General features: G+C 35.4%; 18 protein-coding genes and 1 tRNA gene. 16 read left to right on the top strand and 3 right to left on the bottom strand.

The features are described from left to right. Positions 1–25: 25 nt before the first annotated feature. The 3 genes from I6F54_RS06570 to I6F54_RS06560 form a co-directional block, all read right to left on the bottom strand. Positions 26–1,147: a FecR family protein gene (locus tag I6F54_RS06570; protein WP_165728148.1), complete on the bottom strand. Its 1,122-nt coding sequence runs from the start codon at positions 1,145–1,147 to the stop codon at positions 26–28. A gap of 12 nt (positions 1,148–1,159) precedes the next feature. Continuing rightward, positions 1,160–2,485 carry a surface lipoprotein assembly modifier gene (locus tag I6F54_RS06565; RefSeq protein WP_197140432.1) on the bottom strand — a complete coding sequence of 442 codons (1,326 nt, stop codon included), beginning with the start codon at positions 2,483–2,485 and terminating at the stop codon, positions 1,160–1,162. A gap of 320 nt (positions 2,486–2,805) precedes the next feature. After that, a tRNA-His gene (locus I6F54_RS06560) sits at positions 2,806–2,881 on the bottom strand. A gap of 285 nt (positions 2,882–3,166) precedes the next feature. Between I6F54_RS06560 and I6F54_RS06555 the strand changes: the two genes are divergently transcribed. The 16 genes from I6F54_RS06555 (at position 3,167) to I6F54_RS06480 (ending at position 20,483) form a co-directional block, all read left to right on the top strand. Further along, a complete protein-coding gene (locus tag I6F54_RS06555) occupies positions 3,167–3,985 on the top strand; it encodes a mechanosensitive ion channel family protein (RefSeq protein WP_007582322.1) in 819 nt (272 codons plus the stop codon). A 185-nt stretch (positions 3,986–4,170) separates the two neighbouring features. Then, entirely contained in the window at positions 4,171–4,953 is a 783-nt protein-coding gene (locus I6F54_RS06550; protein WP_024593750.1) for a DUF481 domain-containing protein, read from the top strand. A 122-nt stretch (positions 4,954–5,075) separates the two neighbouring features. Next, the gene (locus I6F54_RS06545) at positions 5,076–7,754 is read left to right on the top strand and encodes an SLBB domain-containing protein (protein WP_197140430.1); all 2,679 of its coding nucleotides are present in this window, start codon (positions 5,076–5,078) and stop codon (positions 7,752–7,754) included. A 100-nt stretch (positions 7,755–7,854) separates the two neighbouring features. Continuing rightward, positions 7,855–8,823, top strand: coding sequence for a Wzz/FepE/Etk N-terminal domain-containing protein (locus I6F54_RS06540; protein WP_197140428.1), 969 nt, complete (start codon positions 7,855–7,857; stop codon positions 8,821–8,823). A 90-nt stretch (positions 8,824–8,913) separates the two neighbouring features. Then, positions 8,914–9,852, top strand: coding sequence for an exopolysaccharide biosynthesis polyprenyl glycosylphosphotransferase (locus I6F54_RS06535; RefSeq protein WP_165728151.1), 939 nt, complete (start codon positions 8,914–8,916; stop codon positions 9,850–9,852). Between the two features lie 25 nt (positions 9,853–9,877). Beyond that, positions 9,878–10,948 carry a dTDP-glucose 4,6-dehydratase gene (gene rfbB, locus I6F54_RS06530; RefSeq protein ID WP_096792414.1) on the top strand — a complete coding sequence of 357 codons (1,071 nt, stop codon included), beginning with the start codon at positions 9,878–9,880 and terminating at the stop codon, positions 10,946–10,948. A 13-nt stretch (positions 10,949–10,961) separates the two neighbouring features. Continuing rightward, positions 10,962–11,834: a glucose-1-phosphate thymidylyltransferase RfbA gene (gene rfbA / locus I6F54_RS06525; protein ID WP_165728152.1), complete on the top strand. Its 873-nt coding sequence runs from the start codon at positions 10,962–10,964 to the stop codon at positions 11,832–11,834. Then, complete coding sequence (rfbD, locus tag I6F54_RS06520; protein ID WP_165728153.1) at positions 11,834–12,709, top strand: dTDP-4-dehydrorhamnose reductase; 876 nt, start codon at positions 11,834–11,836, stop codon at positions 12,707–12,709. The genes rfbA and rfbD overlap by 1 nt, the downstream gene beginning before the upstream one ends. Before the next feature lie 11 nt (positions 12,710–12,720). Then, complete coding sequence (gene rfbC, locus I6F54_RS06515) at positions 12,721–13,257, top strand: dTDP-4-dehydrorhamnose 3,5-epimerase (protein WP_096792417.1); 537 nt, start codon at positions 12,721–12,723, stop codon at positions 13,255–13,257. Positions 13,258–13,328: 71 nt separating this feature from the next. Further along, positions 13,329–14,939 carry an aldolase catalytic domain-containing protein gene (locus I6F54_RS06510; protein ID WP_197140426.1) on the top strand — a complete coding sequence of 537 codons (1,611 nt, stop codon included), beginning with the start codon at positions 13,329–13,331 and terminating at the stop codon, positions 14,937–14,939. Beyond that, complete coding sequence (locus tag I6F54_RS06505; RefSeq protein WP_096792419.1) at positions 14,926–15,579, top strand: HAD family hydrolase; 654 nt, start codon at positions 14,926–14,928, stop codon at positions 15,577–15,579. The genes I6F54_RS06510 and I6F54_RS06505 overlap by 14 nt, the downstream gene beginning before the upstream one ends. 1 nt (position 15,580) lies before the next feature. Further along, positions 15,581–16,324, top strand: a complete 744-nt coding sequence (gene kdsB, locus I6F54_RS06500) for a 3-deoxy-manno-octulosonate cytidylyltransferase (protein WP_165728155.1) — start codon at positions 15,581–15,583, stop codon at positions 16,322–16,324. Positions 16,325–16,333: 9 nt separating this feature from the next. After that, positions 16,334–17,764 carry an oligosaccharide flippase family protein gene (locus I6F54_RS06495; protein WP_096792421.1) on the top strand — a complete coding sequence of 477 codons (1,431 nt, stop codon included), beginning with the start codon at positions 16,334–16,336 and terminating at the stop codon, positions 17,762–17,764. Beyond that, on the top strand, positions 17,761–18,990 hold the full coding sequence (locus I6F54_RS06490) for a hypothetical protein (protein ID WP_165728156.1): 1,230 nt from the start codon (positions 17,761–17,763) through the stop codon (positions 18,988–18,990). The genes I6F54_RS06495 and I6F54_RS06490 overlap by 4 nt, the downstream gene beginning before the upstream one ends. Then, positions 18,974–19,624 carry an acyltransferase gene (locus I6F54_RS06485; RefSeq protein WP_197140424.1) on the top strand — a complete coding sequence of 217 codons (651 nt, stop codon included), beginning with the start codon at positions 18,974–18,976 and terminating at the stop codon, positions 19,622–19,624. Before I6F54_RS06490 ends, I6F54_RS06485 begins: the two co-directional genes overlap by 17 nt. A gap of 43 nt (positions 19,625–19,667) precedes the next feature. Further along, positions 19,668–20,483 (top strand): NAD-dependent epimerase/dehydratase family protein, encoded by an 816-nt coding sequence (locus I6F54_RS06480; RefSeq protein WP_165728158.1) that lies wholly within the window; start codon positions 19,668–19,670, stop codon positions 20,481–20,483. Positions 20,484–20,485: the final 2 nt, after the last annotated feature.

Here is a 20,485-nt window from a genome sequence, read left to right as displayed (position 1 = left end):
AATAAAAGCTTTGTATCCAATGTGTTTATGGTTCTAATTTAAAAGAACCGCTAGCATTTACATCAGGATTATTTATTTCGTTAAGATTAAAGTTGCCAGTAATGTTGTCTAAGTCATTCAAAAATATTGCATCAACATCGCCCTCGGCTTTGTTGTTGCCGTGGGATGCAAATGTAACGGCTAAGTCAAGTTCGCTTAAATTTATTAAACCGCTGTAAGCCGCATACCAATTTCCGCCCGCGTCATTAAAACTAATTTCGCCATCAGGTACCGTGCCATTATCAAAATCAACAGCCATAGTCATAGCAAAGTCAGTAACAGCACCCACACTCGAATTTACATTAAAGCTTGATGCTTCATAGTTAAATACACCTTGGCGCTGAGCTATTTGATCGACTAAAGATGCGCTGCTAACTGTTTGAAATTGTTGTTCAGAATATATATCCATAGTATCTGTATCTGCTTCAAAAGCATTTACTTCAACTTCAGTTACAGATGCTTGTTCAGTCTCTTCTTCGTTGTCATCTTTAGGGTCGATCGTTACTATATTTTGATCAAACACACGTGCCGCACGCGTCGTTTTTAATACTTCACCAGAGGCTGTAATTTGTGCAAACGAAAATGCCTCGTTATCACCCAAAGAAACCACACTATTATTTTCGAGTGTTAGATCTATTGCGCCATCCCATACAGCTAAAAACACATTGCCTTCAACGAGCTGAACTTCAAAATGTGTTCCACGTATACCAATAGAGCCAACGGGGGTTTTTACACTATAAGAGCCGCCATTTTTTTTAATCACACCCGAAATAGAGCGTAAGCCACCTTTAAGTAACTCAATAGAAGCAGAACCTTGTTGGGTATTATCATCAAATTCGTAGTTAGCAATATTTAATTCTGAATTTTCTTTTAAAGCGATTAAACCACCATCCGACATTGAAAATTGCGCTTTGCTTTTCTCTCCAGTCGTAATGCGATCTACACCAAAAACGGTATCTCTGCGCTGCAACTGCCGTTGTTGTTCAGAGCTTCCATCAACCGCTAGTACAGAGCCTCGCGCTAAAATAGTTTTACCAGCAGGATCATTTGCTTGTGTATAAAAACTTACACAAAGTAAAGTGGTAATTACAGGGAGTAAATGTTTCATAAATACCTTAAATTAAAATGAGTAAGAAGCGCTTAAATTGATATCTAAACGGTCATATTCGAATAAAGAAATATTACTGGATTTATCTTGATAGTTGGCAGCCAACTGTATTGCTAAATCACGATTAACTAAGTAGCGAACAGAAGTTGAGAACATAAAGAGGTTATCGGCACGTTCTTGTAAAAATAAAGGGTGATCATCTTTATAATTAATCCATTGGTATCCAGCAAGAGATAACAACTGCCAATGTTGAGCTAGTTGAGTGTTCACTTGGTAGTAAAAACTCGTAATATTACGGCTATTAAATTCACCTTCAGTAATATCGGCTTCTTCATTTTTAGCGTTAATGCTTAAGCTTTGAAACCAATTTCGAGTTGCGTAGCTAGCACCCGCATTTATCGCATAAAATGAGTTATCGAGCTTTTCATCAAATCTATTGTTTAAAACACCCGCAGTCGCAGAGCTAAATAAATTAACTTGTTTATTCAGCTTATAACTAGCTCCGGCCGTTAAAGCTGATTCAGTACGATAAAGATCGCCATCAAGCATTAATGGAGTCGTCGATACTTGTGCAAACCAACTTATGTCATTTTGTTTATATTGATAGGCAGCATTAATATGCGCATTTATACGATCGTATTGGCTGAGTTCTGCAAACTTGTACCACCCGGTATTAACACTCAAAGTTATTAAACTTTTTTGATCTATAGGGTGAGAGTACTTTCCTCTGTAATTTAGTCGCGCATAGTTGTCTTGCGTACTTTTACTTTCTGGCGATAACAAAAACTCACCAATATTAGGAATTATAATCGTATTTTCTGCCGTACCCGCATTTACGTTGCCATCAACGCCAAGGGCAAGCTCAATATTTTGCTTATAAGAACGCCCCGCTTCTTGTTTTTTAAGTGTGGTTGCATCAAGTAACGACTGTGCTGAAGACTTTATGTTATTAGGTGTATTAGGTGAGTTAATCAGTATTAAAGCTTGAGTATCGGCAGCAGGTAAATTATTAACGGTTAAATAAGCACGAACTAAGTACAAGCGAGCTTCATACCATCTAGGGTTGTTTTCAACCACGCGTTCAAAGGCAAATACAGCTGGCGCCGCATTTCCTGTTTTAAGCGCAGAGACCCCTAGTAAAAAATCGTATACGGGTTCACCCAGGTACTGGTATTCACTATTACTTTTTTGATAAGCCTGAGTATATTTTTTTTCAGAAACTAATTTTTGAAGTTCAATCAGTAGCTTATTATATTCATCATTGCTTTGAGCCAATGAGTTAAAGCTCATTACAGCTAAACAACTACACAGTAAATTTCTTAAAACCTGTTTAATCATGCTTAATTTTATATCCCAGTAGAAGTTTGATGTTTTGTATAAAAAGAGATGTATGTACTAGAAATTTAGCACTTTTTGTACTTAAGTACAGCCAATGTAATCACATTGGTTAAATAAATGTTATTTAATTTAGGTTAAACAATTGTTTAATAAATCTTCAAATTAAACTTATTAAAACAGAAGAGGTTGCTGATAAACTGCTTTAGCTTAAAATAGTAATTAATTTGGATAACAAAGGTTAAATATGCTGTATAGGATATAAAAAGATAATTTAGGGAGATTATTGAAATATAAATAAAGGGTATTACTAGGAGAAAAAGTGGGGCGATTGACGGGGCTTGAACCCGCGACAACCGGAATCACAATCCGGGGCTCTACCAACTGAGCTACAACCGCCACTACACACACCTTGTTTGGTGTGGCGCGCATAATACATAAAATAATAAATGTTGTGAAGCCTAAAAGTGAAATAAATTAAAATAATTTATTTCAGGCAAATATAATTAGTATTTGGTCGTTAATAACTTTCCAAAGTAGGCTTCATTTTATCGCATAATTGCCTCTAAAAAATCGAATGTACTTACATTTAATAGTATTAATTCATTATTTCATGAGAATAAATTGTAAATTAATGTATAATAATGCTCGGAAAACGCTTAATAAAAAACATTTGGAGTAAATATGGATTCAGTACTTAATTGGCTTAACGATAACTCAGGCCTAATCTTACACTACGGTATACAAGCTGTTGTTGCGCTTGTTATCTTTTTACTTGGTAGTCGTATCGCTAAGTTTTGTTCTAACTTAACTGAAAAAGGTTTTGCTAAAAAGAAAGTAGATAAAGCTGTCGGGTCGTTTGTTTCAAGCATTGTGTACACACTTGTATTTGCTGTTACTATTTTAATGGCACTTTCGCAAATTGGTATTGAAACAACTTCGTTCATTGCTATTTTAGGTGCTGCAGGCTTAGCTGTTGGCTTAGCATTACAAGGTTCACTATCTAATTTTGCATCAGGCGTGCTAATTATTTTACTTCGTCCGTTTAAATCTGGTGACTTTGTTGAAGCAGGTAATAAAATGGGTACTGTTAAGAAAATCGAAATATTTTCAACTGAACTTCGTACACCAGATAATAAAGTAATCATCGTACCAAACTCTCAAATAATGTCAGGCGCTATTACTAACTTCTCGCGTGAGTCTACTCGCCGTATCGATTTAGTTATTGGTGTTAGTTACGATGCTGATTTACGTCAAGCAAAAGAAGTATTAAAATCTGTGTTAGATGCAGAAACACGCATACTTAAAGACCCAGCTTATACAGTAGCTGTATCTGAGCTAGGTGATTCTAGCGTAAACTTTGTTGTTCGCCCTTGGGTTAACGCTGCTGATTACTGGCCTACTTACTGGTCATTAATGGAAAATATTAAAATTGCATTAGATGATGCAAATATTGCAATCCCATTTCCACAAATGGATGTTCATTTACACAAGCAAGACTAATTTTAAATAGTTATTTAATTAAAGTTATCTTTAATTGTTGTAGTGATAAAGCGGCTATTAGAAATAAAATTTCATGCAGTATTTGCTGCATGAAATTTTTTACATTATTACTTAGCTGTTTTGCTTGCTCTAACAAGTAACGCTTTAATAAAATAGATATACATTTATACAAAGGTTATTTTTTAATGAAATTAAAGCTTTTATCAGTTTTAGTTGCAGCATCTGCTGCAACAAATGCATTCGCTGCAGACGCAGATCAAAAAACGTGGGAAGTTACCAGTGAACTTGGTGCTATTATCACAAGTGGTAATACAGAAACGACCACACTCAAAGGTGGTATTAAAGTACAGCACAACCTTGAAAACTGGAACAACGAATACAAACTAGACGGCATCTATAAAGAAGATGAAGTTGAAGATGCTAATGGCGACAAAAATAAGCAGCGCACTAATGAAAAGTACTCGATTTCAGCGCAAGGTAATTACAAATTAAATGAAGATCATTCTCATCTATTCATTTATGGTTCACACGTTTCAGATTATTTTGGAGCATATAGAAGTGAGTCAGTAATTTCTGCAGGTTACGGTTTACGTTTATTAAACGAAAAAACAATGTGGTTAAGTGCCGAAGTTGGTCCTGGTTATAAATATTTTGAATACCCAGATGACAGCTCTGAAATTGATGATAACGGTAACTCTCTTGCTGGCGAGTTTGAAGGCGAAGTAATTGCCTTAGGTAAATTAGATTACAACTGGCAAATTTCTGAGAGTGCACGTTTTACTCAATTAGTTGCTGTAGAGTATGGTGATACAAACACTAAAACTCGTTCAGAAACTGCATTGCTTGCAAAAATAAACGGCTCATTACAAATGAAAGTCGCTTTTAATGTCACTAACAACTCAGATGTTGCTGACGACAAAGAAAGCACTGACACAGAAACATCATTCACACTGGTTTACAGTTTTTAACCAATGTAACTAAGTTAATGACACTAAAGTGACAAAAGGGACGAAAGTCCCTTTTTTATTTGCTCAAAATTAATGTATTATAGCCACCAATTTTGGTTGTAGACCTAGGGATATACCTACTCGTGAAAGTTTTTACACAATTTATTAGTGCTTTTATTCTACTTTGTAGTTTTAGTGCTTTGGCTTTTACGCCAACAGCATCTCAAATTGAGCAATTTAAAAAGCTGCCAAAAGCTCAGCAAGAAGCCCTAGCAAAACAGTATGGTGTTGATGTTTCAACGATCACCGGTACAAACCAATCTAATAATCAAAATAATACTGAGCAACAAAACAGTATTGGTGAGCGCGCAGAGCCAGAAAAAGAAAAGCTAACAGATGAAGAACGCTTCAAACCAAAAGCAGACGAATTAAAACCATATGGTTATGAGTTGTTTGCAGGTGAACCCACTACATTTATGCCAAGCGAAAATGCCGCAGTATCAGATACGTACATTGTAGGCCCTGGCGATCAGTTAAAAATTAACTTTTACGGAAAAGAAAGCGAAAGTTTTGAAGTCATAGTTGACCGTGAAGGACGTATTAGTATTCCTGATCTGAGCCCTGTAGAAGTGGCTGGTTTAACCTTCGCTGAAATTAAAGAACTAATAAAAGTAAAAGTAGAGCAGGAAGTTATTGGTGTAAAAGCCTTTATATCGCTTGGCCAACTTCGTAGCATGCGTATTTTAGTGCTAGGAGAAGCGTATAAGCCGGGTAGCTACAGTGTTTCTTCATTAACAACCGTTTCGCACGCATTATTCGTAAGCGGTGGCGTGTCTGACATTGCCTCTCTTCGTAATATTCAAGTTAAACGCGCAGGCAACGTAGTTGCAAATTTTGACCTTTACGACTTACTTATTAATGGTGATAGCAGTAACGATATCGTATTAAAGCCGGGCGATGCTGTATTTATTCCATCAGTTGGCGCTCAAGTAAGAGTTGAAGGTGCGGTTAAACGCCCAGCTATCTTTGAACTTAAAAAAGGTGAATCTGCTAAGCAGTTATTAGCAATGGCTGGAGGCCTTAAGCCAAATGCATATGCCAAAAGCGCAATTGTAGAGCGCTTTAACTTCGATCGTAAAGAAGTGCTATCGGTAGATTTTTCAAAATCGCAAATTAACTATATTCCACAAGATGGCGACCGTATTCGCTTTAATTCAGTTAGCTCGCAATATCAAAACTCAGTTAGCTTAATTGGTGCTGTAGCGCGCCCAGGCAATTATCAGTGGCATCAAGGCAAGCGCATTTCAGATGTACTTAAATCAGTACGTGGTGATTTATTACCGCAAGCCGATTTAAGCTATGGACTCGTAATCCGCGAAATAAATATAAACGGCGATATAGAAGCACACCAATTCGACGTTGCTCAAGCGATTATTAAAAACCCTGAAAATAACTTACAACTTCAAGCTAATGACAAGATAGTTGTATTTAGTCGCTTTGAAGAAAAAGAATTAGAGCAATCAACTCTAGCAAATATGGCTCTTAGTCAAGAGCAACAAGAGCAGCAACAAAAAGCAGAGCAATGGCATAAGTTTGAACAAAAAGAGTTCGAAAAATACATTGGCGTTAATCAAGAAGACGAAGAACTTGTTCTTGAAGACAATAAAATACTCACTATTGCTGAAATTTCTAAGCGCAAAGCAAAAAAAGAAGAAGACCAAGAACTCAAACCTGAAGATTACGCGTTATTTAGCCGCCATAATTTATTAGCGCCAATTATTGCTAAATTTAAGCAGCAAGCATCAGTGCAGCAAGCTATGCAATTAGTTGAGATTAGCGGAAACGTTACTTATCCTGGTATTTATCCACTAATGATTGGTGGTGAGGTAAGTGATTTAATAACAGCAGCCGGTGGTTTGCTGGAGTCTGCCTACGTAAAACAAGCTGAAATTACGCGAATAGTAGCGAGTGATGGTTCTAAAATAGAACACTTACGATTTGACCTTGAAAGCGCCATGAAGGGCGATCTTCAAAGTAACATTACGCTACAAAGTAAAGACAGCATAAACGTTTTTGCAATTCCAAATTGGCAAGAAAATGTAAAAGTAGAATTAAAAGGCGAGCTTAAATTTCCGGGCACTTACACCATACGCCGAGGAGAAACGCTTACTGAATTGCTAGAACGTGCGGGTGGCTTTTCAAAATTTGCAGAGCAAAAAGCAGCTGTATTTACCCGTACGTCGATTAAAGAGCAAGAGGAAAAGCAGTTAGCACGTTTATCTACAGAGCTTCGCCGTGATATAGCTTCTAAGAGCTTCCAAAACTCTGTAAGCAGTAGCACACTTTCATATGAAGAAATGAACAAGCTGTTAAACGACCTCGCGAGTGTTGAAGCCGTAGGACGTTTAGTAATTGATTTACCTTTAATTGTAAATAACCAACAAAACTTAGTATTACAAGATGGTGATACACTTTATGTACCAAGCAAGCGTGATTCAATTAGCATAATTGGTGAAGTTAACTACTCTACATCACATCTATATAAAACAGGGGTTAGTGTTGATGATTATATTGCGCTAAGTGGTGGCCTTAAAGAGCGTGCAGCTGAAGACAGGATTTACATTATTAAAGCCAATGGTTCAGTGAAAATACCAAACACAGGTGGCTGGTTTGCAGCAAATAATGCTGATCAGTTAGAGCCAGGTGATACAATAGTGATACCAATGGATGCAGGACATATGGATAAGCTAACGCTTTGGAGTACTGCAACGCAGATTCTTTATCAGCTTGGTGTAGCAGTTGCAGCGATTGGTAGTCTTTAGTGGAATTCAGGCTTCCATTTATTAGATAAACTTTAAGAATAAATAGTTTGAGCTGTTTTTAGAATTATGATCAGCGAATAGCTAATTTTATGAGATTGATATGGAAAATGACTTAAATAATTATATGCAGAAAAATGAGCGAGGACACGCTTATCAAAATGCTGATGAACAGATTGATTTACGAGAGCTATTCAGTGCGATCTGGCAAGGGAAGTGGATTATTATTATTATCACTTTCCTATTTACTGTCGTATCGGTATTTTATGCAATCAATCAACCAAATATTTATAAATCTGAAGCTCTACTGGCTCCTGCAGAGCAAGAGAAAAATGGCGGTTTAGGTGGGCTGGCTGGTCAATTTGGTGGATTAGCTAGCTTAGCTGGAGTTAATTTAGGTGGCATATCAAGTAATAAAAGTGAACTGGCTATCGAAATATTAAAATCTCGTCAGTTTACTAGTGAATTTATTAAAAAACATAATTTATTGCCTTATTTACTCGCTGTAGATTCATGGGAGTTAGAAAGTAATACGTTAAATTTTAATACTGAAATTTATAACCCTGATACGAATACATGGGTACGTGATGTAAAAGCACCAAAAAAACCAGAGCCCTCAATGCAAGAAGCTTATAAAGAGTTTAGGGAAATCATCACATTAAATACAGATAAAGAGACAGGTATGCTAAGACTCTCAATACAGCATAAGTCACCGGTCATTGCTCAGCAATGGGTAAATTGGTTAATAAATGATATTAATTCGGAGATGAAAAAGCGTGATGTTGCTGAGGCAAATAAAAGCACTGAATTTTTAACGAAACAATTAGAAAAAACAAAAATAGTCGATATACGTGCAATGTTATTTAAACTAATTGAAGAGCAAACGAAAACTATTATGTTTGCAAATGTTCGTGACGAATATGTATTTAAAACTATAGATCCAGCATTAGTGCCAGAAGAAAAGTCAGGGCCTAAACGAGCCTTAATTTGTATCTTAGGCATGTTTTTGGGTGGCATACTGTCTATAGTATTTACACTATTAATGTACTTTTCTAGAAGAAAGTTAACATAGTGCCTCTGAATTTATACATGTAATTAATTGCATGTCTGAAAAGTAAATTTTAAATAACATACATGTTATTGATTAGATTAATTGGAATTTATGTTGTTAACGAAAAGTTTTAAATCAAAAAAAGAAGCGTTGAAACAAAATATAATCTATGTATTTTGTCCAGATGAATGTGTTAGTAATATTACTGAAATAATTAATGAGCATTCATTTGATTTAGTAATTAATGACTACTCTATAATTGATTTTACTGAAAAAGTAATTTGTCATTATAGAGGAGCACATTTGACAAAAGAGCAACGTGAATATTTAGTAAATGCGACAGAGTGTGGTGCCTGGGTAGAACCATTAGTGAGCTATTTGGATGATAGACTAAAGTATACTGAAGTACGATTATTACATAGTAGTTACTTCTTGCACCAAAAGGCATTTTCCATTTTATCGAATAAACGTACACAAATAACAAAGCGTACTATCGATATAATGAGTGCTATATTGCTACTAATAATAACGTTACCACTTTCTGTTGTAGCAGCCTTATTTATAAAGTTAGAAAGTCCTGGAGATATTTTATATAGGCAAAAGCGAACAGGTCAATACAACAAAGAATTTAAAGTTTATAAATTTAGATCAATGCGTAATGATGCTGAAAAAAATGGCGCTCAGTGGGCTAGTGAAAATGATGCACGCGTGACAAAGGTTGGAAAGTTCATTCGCAAAACAAGAATAGATGAAATACCACAACTTATAAATGTGCTGCAAGGGACTATGTCTATAGTTGGGCCAAGACCAGAGCGTGAAGTATTTATAAAAGATTTAGAGAAAGCAATACCTTACTACCGTTTTCGCCATGCAGTTAAGCCCGGTGTTACAGGGCTTGCACAAGTAAGTTATCCGTATGGTGCATCGGTTGAAGATGCAATTTGGAAACACAAGTACGACATACATTATATTAAGCATCATTCCAGTATGTTAGATATAAAAATCTTATTGTTGACAATTAAGACCGTGATGTTTGGGATGGGTCGTTAAGTTTTAACGGAAAAAAGTAGGTAGTATGAAAATTTTAGTAACAGGCGGAGCTGGCTTTATTGGCTCAGCGGTAATTCGCCACATTATAAACAATACGCAAGATGAAGTTATTAACATCGATAAATTGACTTACGCAGGCAACTTAGAGTCACTTGAGTCCGTAAAAGATAGCAAGCGTAATATTTTTGAACAAGTTGATATATGTGACCGTGTAGAGCTAGATCGAATTTTTAAAATGTATAAGCCAAATGTTGTGATGCATTTAGCGGCCGAAAGCCATGTGGATCGCTCTATAACTGGTCCAGCTGAGTTCGTCCAAACAAATATCGTAGGTACTTATAATTTATTAGAAGCCGCGCGTAATTACTGGAATAATTTAGAAATTGATGCGAAAGAAGTATTTAGATTCCACCATATTTCAACGGATGAAGTTTATGGAGATTTGCCTCATCCAGATGAGCAGGAAGGAGAGCTGCCATTATTTACCGAGCAAACGGCTTATTCACCAAGTAGCCCGTATTCAGCGAGTAAAGCATCTAGCGACCACTTAGTGCGTGCTTGGCTTCGCACCTATGGCTTTCCTACTATAATTACAAATTGCTCAAATAACTACGGCCCCTTTCATTTTCCTGAGAAGCTAATACCTTTAGTTATTTTAAATGCTCTTGAAGGTAAAAAATTGCCTATATATGGTAAAGGTGATCAAATTCGTGATTGGTTATATGTAGAAGATCATGCACGGGCTCTTTATAAAGTAGTAACCGAAGGTAAAATAGGCGAAACCTATAACATTGGCGGGCATAATGAAAAACAAAATATTGAGGTAGTACAAACTATTTGTAGTATTTTAGATAATCTAGTACCTAAGAAAACAAAATACGCAGAACAAATTACTTTTGTAGGTGACCGCCCTGGCCACGATAGGCGTTATGCAATCGACTCATCAAAAATGCAAAATGAATTAGCTTGGACGCCAGAAGAAACCTTTGAAACTGGTTTACGTAAAACGGTCCAATGGTATTTAGATAATAGTTCGTGGTGTGAAAATGTGCAAGATGGTTCATACCAGCGCCAACGCCTTGGTACAATAGAATAATTAGGAGACACACATGAAAGGAATTATCTTAGCTGGGGGTTCTGGTACACGCCTTTATCCATTAACGCGTGGCGTTTCAAAACAGCTATTACCAGTCTATGACAAGCCTATGGTTTACTACCCAATATCAACATTAATGTTAGCAGGCATTCGCGATATATTAATAATTACCACGCCGGAAGATAATGAAAGCTTCAAGCGCTTATTAGGTGACGGTAGTGATTATGGTATAAATCTAAGTTACGCAGTACAGGCGTCACCAGACGGATTAGCTCAAGCATTTTTAATTGGTAAAGAGTTTATCGGTGACGATAGCGTATGTTTAGTACTTGGCGATAATATTTTCTATGGTCAATCTTTTAGTAAAACGCTTAAAAACGCTGCAAGTCGAGATACAGGGGCAACTGTATTTGGCTACCAAGTAAAAGACCCTGAACGCTTTGGTGTAGTTGAATTTGACGAAAATATGAAAGCTATTTCTATAGAAGAAAAGCCTGAAAAGCCAAAGTCTAACTATGCCGTTACAGGCCTATACTTTTACGATAATCGTGTAGTTGAATTAGCAAAGCAAGTGAAACCTTCTCACCGTGGTGAGCTTGAAATAACAACACTAAACGAAATGTATTTAAATGATGGGACGCTCAATGTTGAATTATTAGGGCGTGGTTTTGCGTGGCTAGATACTGGCACACATGAGAGCCTTCATGAAGCCTCTTCATTCGTACAAACTATCGAAAATGTACAAGGCTTAAAAGTTGCATGCCTTGAAGAAATTGCATGGCGCAATAACTGGTTAAGTACAGAGCAGTTACTTAAAATAGCTAAACCAATGTTGAAAAATGAGTATGGGCAATACCTAAATCGTTTGGCCAAAGAGAAAAAGTAATGAAAGTACTTATTACTGGTAAAAATGGCCAGGTGGGGAGTAGTTTGATTGCACAACTAACCGCTATGCCTGCAATGGACTTTTTAGCATTAGGCCGTAAAGAGTTAGATATAACTAATTCTGAAGAGGTTAATCGGATTGTAACTGAGTTTAGACCAAATGTTATTATTAATGCTGCGGCCTATACAGCAGTAGATAAAGCTGAGTCTGAGCAAAGTATAGCTCATGCGATCAACTGCCAAGGGCCTAAAAACCTAGCTGTAATTGCTAAAGAGATTAATGCTGTAATTATTCATATTTCAACTGATTACGTTTTTTCCGGTGATAAAGAAGGTTTATATACTGAGAGTGATACAGTAAAACCGCAATGCGTTTATGGGCAAACTAAACTTGCAGGAGAGCAAGCAGTAGCAGAAGCCTGCGATGAGCACATTATATTACGTACTGCATGGGTTTTTAGTGAGTACGGCAGTAACTTTGTGAAAACAATGCTTCGTTTAACTCAAACGCGTTTAACATTAGGTGTAGTTGGTGACCAGTTTGGCGGGCCAACTTATGCAGGTGATATAGCTGCTGCAATTATTAATATCGCCGAGCAACTACAAAAGGGTAGTCATCATTACGGGGTATATAATTACACAGGGTATCCATATGTTAGCTGGCAAGAGTTTGCAGTGCAGATATTCGAGAGTGCTTTAGCTAATAAGATGATTAATTCTCCTATCGCAGTAAACGCGATTACAACTGCAGAGTACCCAACACCAGCCAAACGTCCTGCCAACTCAAAACTTGATTGTTCTAAAATAGCCTCTGACTTTAGTATTATTCAAAGCGATTGGCATGCAGCATTGAAAGCACTCAAAAAATATCAATAGATAGGTTTTTTATGAAAGTAATAGATACAGAAATAGCGGATGTAAAAATTATTGAACCAACGAAGTTTGGAGATGATCGCGGTTTTTTTATGGAAACTTGGAATCAAAAGCAATTTGAAAGTCTAGTGACAAAAAAACCGACACAATTTGTGCAAGATAATCACTCTAAATCAAAACAAGGCATACTTAGAGGTCTACATTTTCAAAGAAAGAACACACAAGGTAAATTAGTACGTGTGATCTCAGGGGAAGTTTTTGATGTTGCAGTAGATATACGTAAAGACTCTGCGACATTCGGGAAATGGGTTGGTATTTATTTAAGCGCTGAAAATAATCGCCAGCTTTGGGTTCCAGAAGGGTTTGCTCATGGTTTTTATGTTACGAGTGAAGAAGCTGAATTTGTATACAAGTGCACAAATTATTATCACCCGGAGTCAGAGGTATCAATTGCTTGGAATGATAAAGTTCTAGATATTAAGTGGCCAATATCGGGGACTCCATTACTATCAGAAAAAGATAGTAATGGGATAGAAATAAATTCTCTGTAATTAAATAATTGTTTTTATTAGTAAGTATAAGTAAAGAACAGACTTATATGATTAGGATATAAAGGACCCAAATGAAAATTCTTGACTGTACATTAAGAGATGGTGGATATTACAATAATTGGGATTTTGAGCCAGAGTTAGTTCAAAGCTACTTAGAGGCAGTCGCATTAAGCGGAATCTCATATGTCGAACTTGGCTTGCGTAACTTCCCAAAAAATGAATTTTTAGGTCCATTTGCATATAGCTCTGAAAATTACTTAAAGACTTTAGAATTACCTGATGGGGTAACTTATGGAGTAATGGTTGACGCAAAAACTATTTTATCTAGTCAATTGAGTATAGAAGCTGCTGTAAATGAACTATTTTGCGAAGAGAAAAATAGCTGCGTTAGTCTTGTGCGAATAGCTGCTCACTTTCATGAAGTCGAAGAATCTAAAGAAATAGCAAACCAACTAAAAAGTAAAGGCTATATCGTTGGTTACAACCTTATGCAAGCGGGTGGAAAGCCTGATTTAGAAATAGAAGAAAAAGCTAAAGAAATTAGCCAATGGGGAAGTGTGGATGCTCTTTATTTTGCTGATTCACTAGGGAATATGGATGCCAACGAAGTTCAACGAATCGTTAGGCTAATCCAAAAGCATTGGCTTGGTGAAATGGGAATACATACTCATGATAACATGGGGCGTGGTCTTGCAAATAGCTTAACCGCACTTGAAGCTGGAGTTGAATGGCTTGACTCTACTGTTACAGGTATGGGACGAGGTGCAGGTAATACTCAAACAGAAAATTTAATGGCCGTATTAGCTGAAAAATATGTAGAACTGAAGCCAAATAAGATCTATGAGTTAGTCATTCGTTATTTTGAGTCAATGCAAAAACAATATGGCTGGGGAACTAACTTATTATATTTTTTAGGTGCACAGCAGAGTGTTCACCCCACCTATATACAAAACCTGTTATCAAACACACATATAGGGAAAGATGAAGTTGTTGGTGCTTTACAATACTTACTCCAACTAAACGGCACTAGTAAGTATGACGGTTCTGTATTAGAAGCTGCGTTGAGTCTTAACAAGAATACTTCAGAAGTTACAGGAGATGATGTCAGTGGCTTACTTGATGGTAGAGAAGTTCTATTAATCACTAATGCGAATTCTGTAGCTAAGCATAAAAAAGCTCTTGAGTTGTACATTAAAAATAATAAACCAATTGTGATCTCATTGAACATAAACAAAGTGCTAGATGATAGTTTTGTAGATTATATTGCAATCACACATAACCTTAAATTTTTAACTGAAAAAGAGAATTACTCTAATTTAAGTAAGCCAATTATTTATCCTGCTCATCGTTTTCCAGCCCAAGATGTTGAGCTTTTAGCCGATAATGGAAACATCAATTACGGTGTTGATATCGCTGATAATACCTTTAAAGTTGAAAAAACATCTTGCCTAATCCCGTCTGAACTAACAATAGCTTATGGCTTAGCATTTTCGATAGCCGCAGGTGCTAATAAAGTTACCTTTGCTGGAGTTGATGGTTATAATTCAAATGATTCAAGACACTTAGAGATGATTGAGTTCTTCGATACTATTGAAAATGATCTACAAGATCACCTTGGGTTTATATCAATAACTCCAACAACTTACCCTATTAAAAAGGGAAGCGTATATGCTTATATTTGAGCCATACGATCTAATTATATTTGACTGTGATGGTGTTCTTCTTGATTCTAATAATATGAAAGTGGCTGCTATGAGAGCGGCCTTGTCTCTTTCAAATTACTTTTCAGACACACAAGTGGAAGCATTAACGTCACAATTCAAAGAGAACTTTGGCATGAGTCGTTACCATCATGTTGCTAGTTTTACAGAAACATTAGATATTGATGGCGCCGAAAAACAAAAGTTAGAAGAGATGCTTTTATTAGCGTATGCAGAGCAAGTTGATAAATTCTATTTAGAAGTACCTGAAGCTTTAGGAATAAAAAGTACACTTTCCTCGCTAAAAGGTAAGCTTATGTACGTGGCTTCAGGGTCGGAACAGGAGCAGCTAAGAACAGTGTTAGAAAAAAGGAATTTTTCTAATTATTTTATTGAAGTTCTAGGCAGTCCAGTATCAAAGTCTCAGAATATTAAAAATATTTTAAATAGTGTGAGCCATATTAGTGCTGTGATGGTCGGTGATGCTCTTGCTGACTATGAAGCGGCTAAGAAAAACAATATAGATTTTATCTTCTATGCACCATTATCAAATGTTAAACAAAGTATGCTTGAATTAAGTCAAAAACATGACTTTAAAGTTATACATAGTTTTAAGGGTTAACATGTCACTTAGTTACGCAATCGTTATTCCAGCTCGCTACGAGTCTAGCCGCTTCCCGGGTAAACCATTAACTATTATTGATGGCAAACCGATGATACAACATGTATGGGAGCGCTGTTGTCGTGCTGTTGACAAAGAATTAGTGTACATAGCTACTGATAATATTAAAATTGCCAATGCAGTAACAGAGTTTGGAGGCAAGTTTATCATGACTTCCTCACAGTGTTTAACGGGCACAGATCGACTTGCAGAGGCTAATGAAGTACTAAATTGTGATTTCATAATTAATGTACAAGGAGACGAGCCTTTAATCGATCCTAAAGACATAGTAACAGTAATAAATGAATACACCAGACTGCCAAATAGAGTCATTAATGCTATGTCATTAATTGAGGATGAGGATGAATTTAGATCACCTAACATCCCTAAAGTAGTTGTGAGTAGCTCAAATAGATTAATGTATATGAGTCGCTCACCAGTACCTATAACAAAGACAGGTGGGTTTGCTTTTGGCTATAAACAGGTGTGTATTTATGCTTTTTCTAAAGAGCACTTAAGGTTTTTTATGGCTCATGCTGAAAAGTCTAAAGTAGAGGAAGTAGAGGATATTGAAATACTAAGGTTTATAGAGAGTGATATAAGCGTACAAATGGTTGAAGTAGCCAGTTCAAGTATTGCTGTAGATATCCCAGAAGATGTAAATAAAGTCATTTCCAAAATTAAAGCCAATAAAAAACTAGGCTAATTTACAGAGATGAAAAATACAAAATATCTTATGCTACAAGATGCTTTAAAAAAAGTATTAACTATTGTCTTGTTTATTTTCTTAGTGAGAAACTTTTCAGAAGAGGAGTTCGGTACTTACCAACAAGTATTATTGGTTGTTAGTTTAGCTTCTATTTTATTTAGTGCAGGTGTACCAGTATCATTAACTTACTTTTATGGGCAATATGCTAAGTACTCGCAGCGACAGCAAATATTTAAACGTTTTTTTATTTTCCAACTCCTTTTGCTCTGCTTGGGCGCTATTTTATTAGCTTTATTTGCAAAACCTTTAGCTGAACTTATTAATAATCCTTTGATTGAAAAATTCATCGTCATTATATTAGTACTTTTTGTGACTACAGCGACATTTGAATATTTTAAAAATTTGAGTGTAATAACAGGAGGTTTAAAAGGGTATTTATATTTAACAACATCAATACAGCTAATTACCGTACTTATAAATATATTTATTGTTATATTCTTAGATAATTTAGCTTATGTACTATTTTTTTCGGCTTTTAGTAATCTACTTTTATTTTTATTTTTACTATATGTAAATAAAAATAGTTTTTTATTGAGGGTTAACAGGGGGTTCGTTTCTTCTGTTGAGATTAAATATATAATAGCGATGGGATCCGTCTCTCTAGTTGCTGTTTTAAATGGTTATATTGACCAACTAATGGTGTCTTTTTTGATGGACGCGAGTAGCTTTGCTACTTTAAAAGTAGGAGCTTTTCAAATCCCATTTATTAGTATTATTACAGGCTCATTATTGACTGCGATGATACCTGTTATTTCTAAATTAATACGCTCAAATGACACTAACGGCGTTATTGCTGTGTGGAAGGAGTCGATAGAAAAAGCGACAGTATTGCTGGTGCCCATCGTTATATTTTGTTTAATTTACAGTAATGAAATAATTTTAACTTTATTTGGCGAAAAGTACGAAAACTCAGTTATTGTTTTTCAGGTCTATATGTTTCAATGGTTGAGGGCTGTTGTTATTTTTGGTGGTGTAATGGGAGCTATAGGGTTAGAAAAAGCACTGTTTAAAAATACGCTAGTAACAACTACATTAAATGTGGTATTGAATTATTTTTTAATTTCAAAATATGGCGTTATTGGGGCCGCTTTCGCGACAACATTTCTAAACTTTTTTGGTGCTTACTTACTTATAAAACCAATAAATAAAAGGCTTAAGGTTAAATTTTCCTCTTATTTCCCAACCAAAATATATATAACTTCAACTTTATTGTCTGTTGGATTGGCATTCTTATTAAAATCTTATAATTTACTTTTTGAAGTTAATATATTTTCTCTAGGTATTATCGCGATTGTTTTTTATATATTAATGATTATTATCCAAATGAAAGTTTTTTATAAAAAAGTGTCATTACTTCAGTTAAAGGAAATGATTTGAAGAAGCTATTTGATAAGTATAAAACAGTGAAAAAACAATTGGCCTATGACCATAAAGGTTATCCAATTGAGAATATAGTATCACTTGAATTGATTTCTTTGATTTATAAAAGAGAAAAGTTCAATATTCGTCGAAGTTTGGTTTATTTTTTTGCGGTTCGTAAAATTAAAATACCGACGGAGAAAGAAACACTTTTTTCAATAGGTGATTATAATCGCAAAGATTATTATGAGCTTTTAAGGCATGTTATGACAAGCTACCAAAATGAAAGTGAGCTTGTTGATTTATCGAATTCTAAACGAAGTCTTACATTCTCGCTGTCTAATATATTTACAGCATTTAGGATTGTCTTTTTCAGAAAGCTTGAGTTAAATTTTTTATCGAAAATAACCTTGGCAGCTTCAATAACGCATAACCTTAATAATATTGATTTTTTAGAAAAACAAACACCGACTAACATTAAGCTTTTTTGTGCATTTTGCAGTAACCTTAATGAAGAAGCTGTACTCAATTACTTTTTCCAAAAAAACAATATACCTACCTATTCTTTACAGCATGGGTTGTGGTTTATTTACGATATCCCGCCGATAGACGCTATTGCTTATGAGAATGTTGTTGCTGATAAGTTACTTTGTTGGGGAGAGTATACCCGTGATGAATTCATAAAATATGGTATGGACGAGCGCAGGCTTGTAGTTGCAGGTTACCCTAAAAAAACAACTCCATTGATTTTACCTAAAAAAAGCCAAAAAAAATTAAGAGTGCTCGTGTTGCTGGCTAGGAGTCAATTTGATGAAAATAATCTCAACTTAATCTCCTTGCTTTCTCAGTCGACCTTGAATATAGAGTTTGAATTTAAGCTTCATCCAGCATTGATAGTAGAGAAGTATTCAGATCAACTTAAGTCTGAAAGCTTTAATTTTGCGCCTACAGGTACAGTACAAGAGTTATTAAATTTAAACCGCTATGACTGTTCTATTTCTTATAATTCTACAGCTTACTATGATAGTTACATAAATAACTGTATCTGCTTAAGGTATCGAGATGCTGATGCAGATAATGCTATTAGCGTGCTTGATGATAGCTTTACTTCAGTCTCTGAATTTGAAAGTAAAATTAACTTAGTGCTTACTGCACAAAGTGACGAAAAGGTTTGGACGGAAATTGAAAAAAACCTTACATATATATTAGGCTATAGGATCAACAATTATGAAAGTTTTTCTTAAATTTAAAAAGTTGTTATTGTTGCCTGTGTCTCTTAAAAAGAGTTATATAGCGCATTTGTGGCTATTGGCCAAAGGTGCGTTAATTTATCGCTTTATATTTAGTCATTATGGTAAAGGAAGTATTGTATACAAACCTTTGTTTATAAGCTATGAGGCAGTAAAACTTGGTGAAAACGTATCAATAGGAGAGCATGCCCGAATAGAAGCAATAGATAGCTGGCTCGAAAGAAAATATACTCCTTCTATTTTAATTGAAAGCGGTGTACGCATTGAGCAGCGCTGTCATATTACCGCTGCAGGCCAGCTAGTTATTGGCAAAAACTCGTTAATATCATTCGATGTTATGATTCAAGATACCGATCATGAGTATCAAAATATTGAACTCCCGGTTAGTCAGCAGACTCTGATAGTGAACAAAACTATAATTGGTGAGAGTTGTTTTATTGGCAGTGGTGCGAAAATAAGTGCAGGGACTACACTTGGAAAACATTGTGTTGTGGGTGCTAATGCGGTGGTTCGTGGTGATTTCCCTGACTATTGCGTTATTGTTGGAATACCTGCAAAGATTGTAAAAAGATATAATTTAGCTACGCAAGCGTGGCAAAAAACAAACTCTTTAGGGGACTTTGTTTAGGTCCTCGGTTGAAACAAAATACTTAAAGGTAAATGGTGGTGTGGTGTTAAATTATACAGTTATTGGTGGGCGTGGCTTTATTGGTAATGAAGTCTCAAAAAAGTTACTTGAAAATAACCATTCTATATATATTCCAGAAAGAAACGATATTGATTTGTTTTCTAAGCCATTAGGCACTGTAATTTTTTGTGCAGGGGCTGGTGATTGTAAAAATGCACCCTTGCAGGTTTTTAAGTCAAATTCATTATTGTTAGCTGAAATATTAGAGAAAGCGTCATTCGATAAACTGATTTATATTTCATCTACTCGCCTTTATATGGGGCAGGATAATACCCAAGAAAATGCAAATTTAGTTGTTTCTCATGGAGATGAAAGGCGTTTATTTAATTTATCTAAGTTAATTTCTGAAGAGCTCTGTTTGTTAAGCTCTAAAAAGGTTGTTATTATTCGTCCCTCAAATGTTTATGGCTTGGCATTAAATAGCCCTCTTTTCTTACCTGCAATTACTCGTAACGCAATAAATAATAAACATGTTGATATGTACGTTACACCAGAATATGCAAAAGATTATATTTCTATCACTGATCTTGTTGATGCTATTTATCAACTTGCTGAAAAAGATAATCTAAGTGAAACAGTTTATAATATTGCGTCGGGTATAAATACAAAAGCTAAAGATATAGCTAACGTTCTGGAAAGTGAAACTGGTTGCAATATCAATTGGATAAATGGCTGTGTAGATGAGTATTTTCCAGTTAATGATATCTCTCGCCTAAAAAAAGAAATAACATTTAATCCTCGAAATGTATTAGATGATATGAAAATTATGATTGATGATTTTAAAGATAAATTAATTTAGGT

Origin of the sequence: Pseudoalteromonas sp. SWXJZ10B (assembly GCF_015864475.1) — a bacterium.
Taxonomy (GTDB): Bacteria; Pseudomonadota; Gammaproteobacteria; order Enterobacterales; family Alteromonadaceae; genus Pseudoalteromonas; species Pseudoalteromonas arctica.
The sequence above is the reverse complement of the archived record's forward strand: the minus strand, read 5'-3'. Positions and strand labels throughout refer to the sequence as shown.

Bases quoted from the DNA above. Each gene is read 5' to 3' on its own strand.
- I6F54_RS06495 (WP_096792421.1), top strand. From the start codon at position 16,334: ATGAAAAATACAAAATATCTTATGCTACAAGATGCTTTAAAAAAAGTA.
- I6F54_RS06540 (WP_197140428.1), top strand. From the start codon at position 7,855: ATGGAAAATGACTTAAATAATTATATGCAGAAAAATGAGCGAGGACAC.
- I6F54_RS06535 (WP_165728151.1), top strand. From the start codon at position 8,914: ATGTTGTTAACGAAAAGTTTTAAATCAAAAAAAGAAGCGTTGAAACAA.
- rfbC (WP_096792417.1), top strand. From the start codon at position 12,721: ATGAAAGTAATAGATACAGAAATAGCGGATGTAAAAATTATTGAACCA.
- I6F54_RS06570 (WP_165728148.1), bottom strand. From the start codon at position 1,147: ATGAAACATTTACTCCCTGTAATTACCACTTTACTTTGTGTAAGTTTT.
- I6F54_RS06485 (WP_197140424.1), top strand. From the start codon at position 18,974: ATGAAAGTTTTTCTTAAATTTAAAAAGTTGTTATTGTTGCCTGTGTCT.
- I6F54_RS06550 (WP_024593750.1), top strand. From the start codon at position 4,171: ATGAAATTAAAGCTTTTATCAGTTTTAGTTGCAGCATCTGCTGCAACA.
- I6F54_RS06505 (WP_096792419.1), top strand. From the start codon at position 14,926: ATGCTTATATTTGAGCCATACGATCTAATTATATTTGACTGTGATGGT.
- I6F54_RS06510 (WP_197140426.1), top strand. From the start codon at position 13,329: ATGAAAATTCTTGACTGTACATTAAGAGATGGTGGATATTACAATAAT.
- rfbD (WP_165728153.1), top strand. From the start codon at position 11,834: ATGAAAGTACTTATTACTGGTAAAAATGGCCAGGTGGGGAGTAGTTTG.
- I6F54_RS06555 (WP_007582322.1), top strand. From the start codon at position 3,167: ATGGATTCAGTACTTAATTGGCTTAACGATAACTCAGGCCTAATCTTA.
- rfbA (WP_165728152.1), top strand. From the start codon at position 10,962: ATGAAAGGAATTATCTTAGCTGGGGGTTCTGGTACACGCCTTTATCCA.
- I6F54_RS06565 (WP_197140432.1), bottom strand. From the start codon at position 2,485: ATGATTAAACAGGTTTTAAGAAATTTACTGTGTAGTTGTTTAGCTGTA.
- kdsB (WP_165728155.1), top strand. From the start codon at position 15,581: ATGTCACTTAGTTACGCAATCGTTATTCCAGCTCGCTACGAGTCTAGC.
- rfbB (WP_096792414.1), top strand. From the start codon at position 9,878: ATGAAAATTTTAGTAACAGGCGGAGCTGGCTTTATTGGCTCAGCGGTA.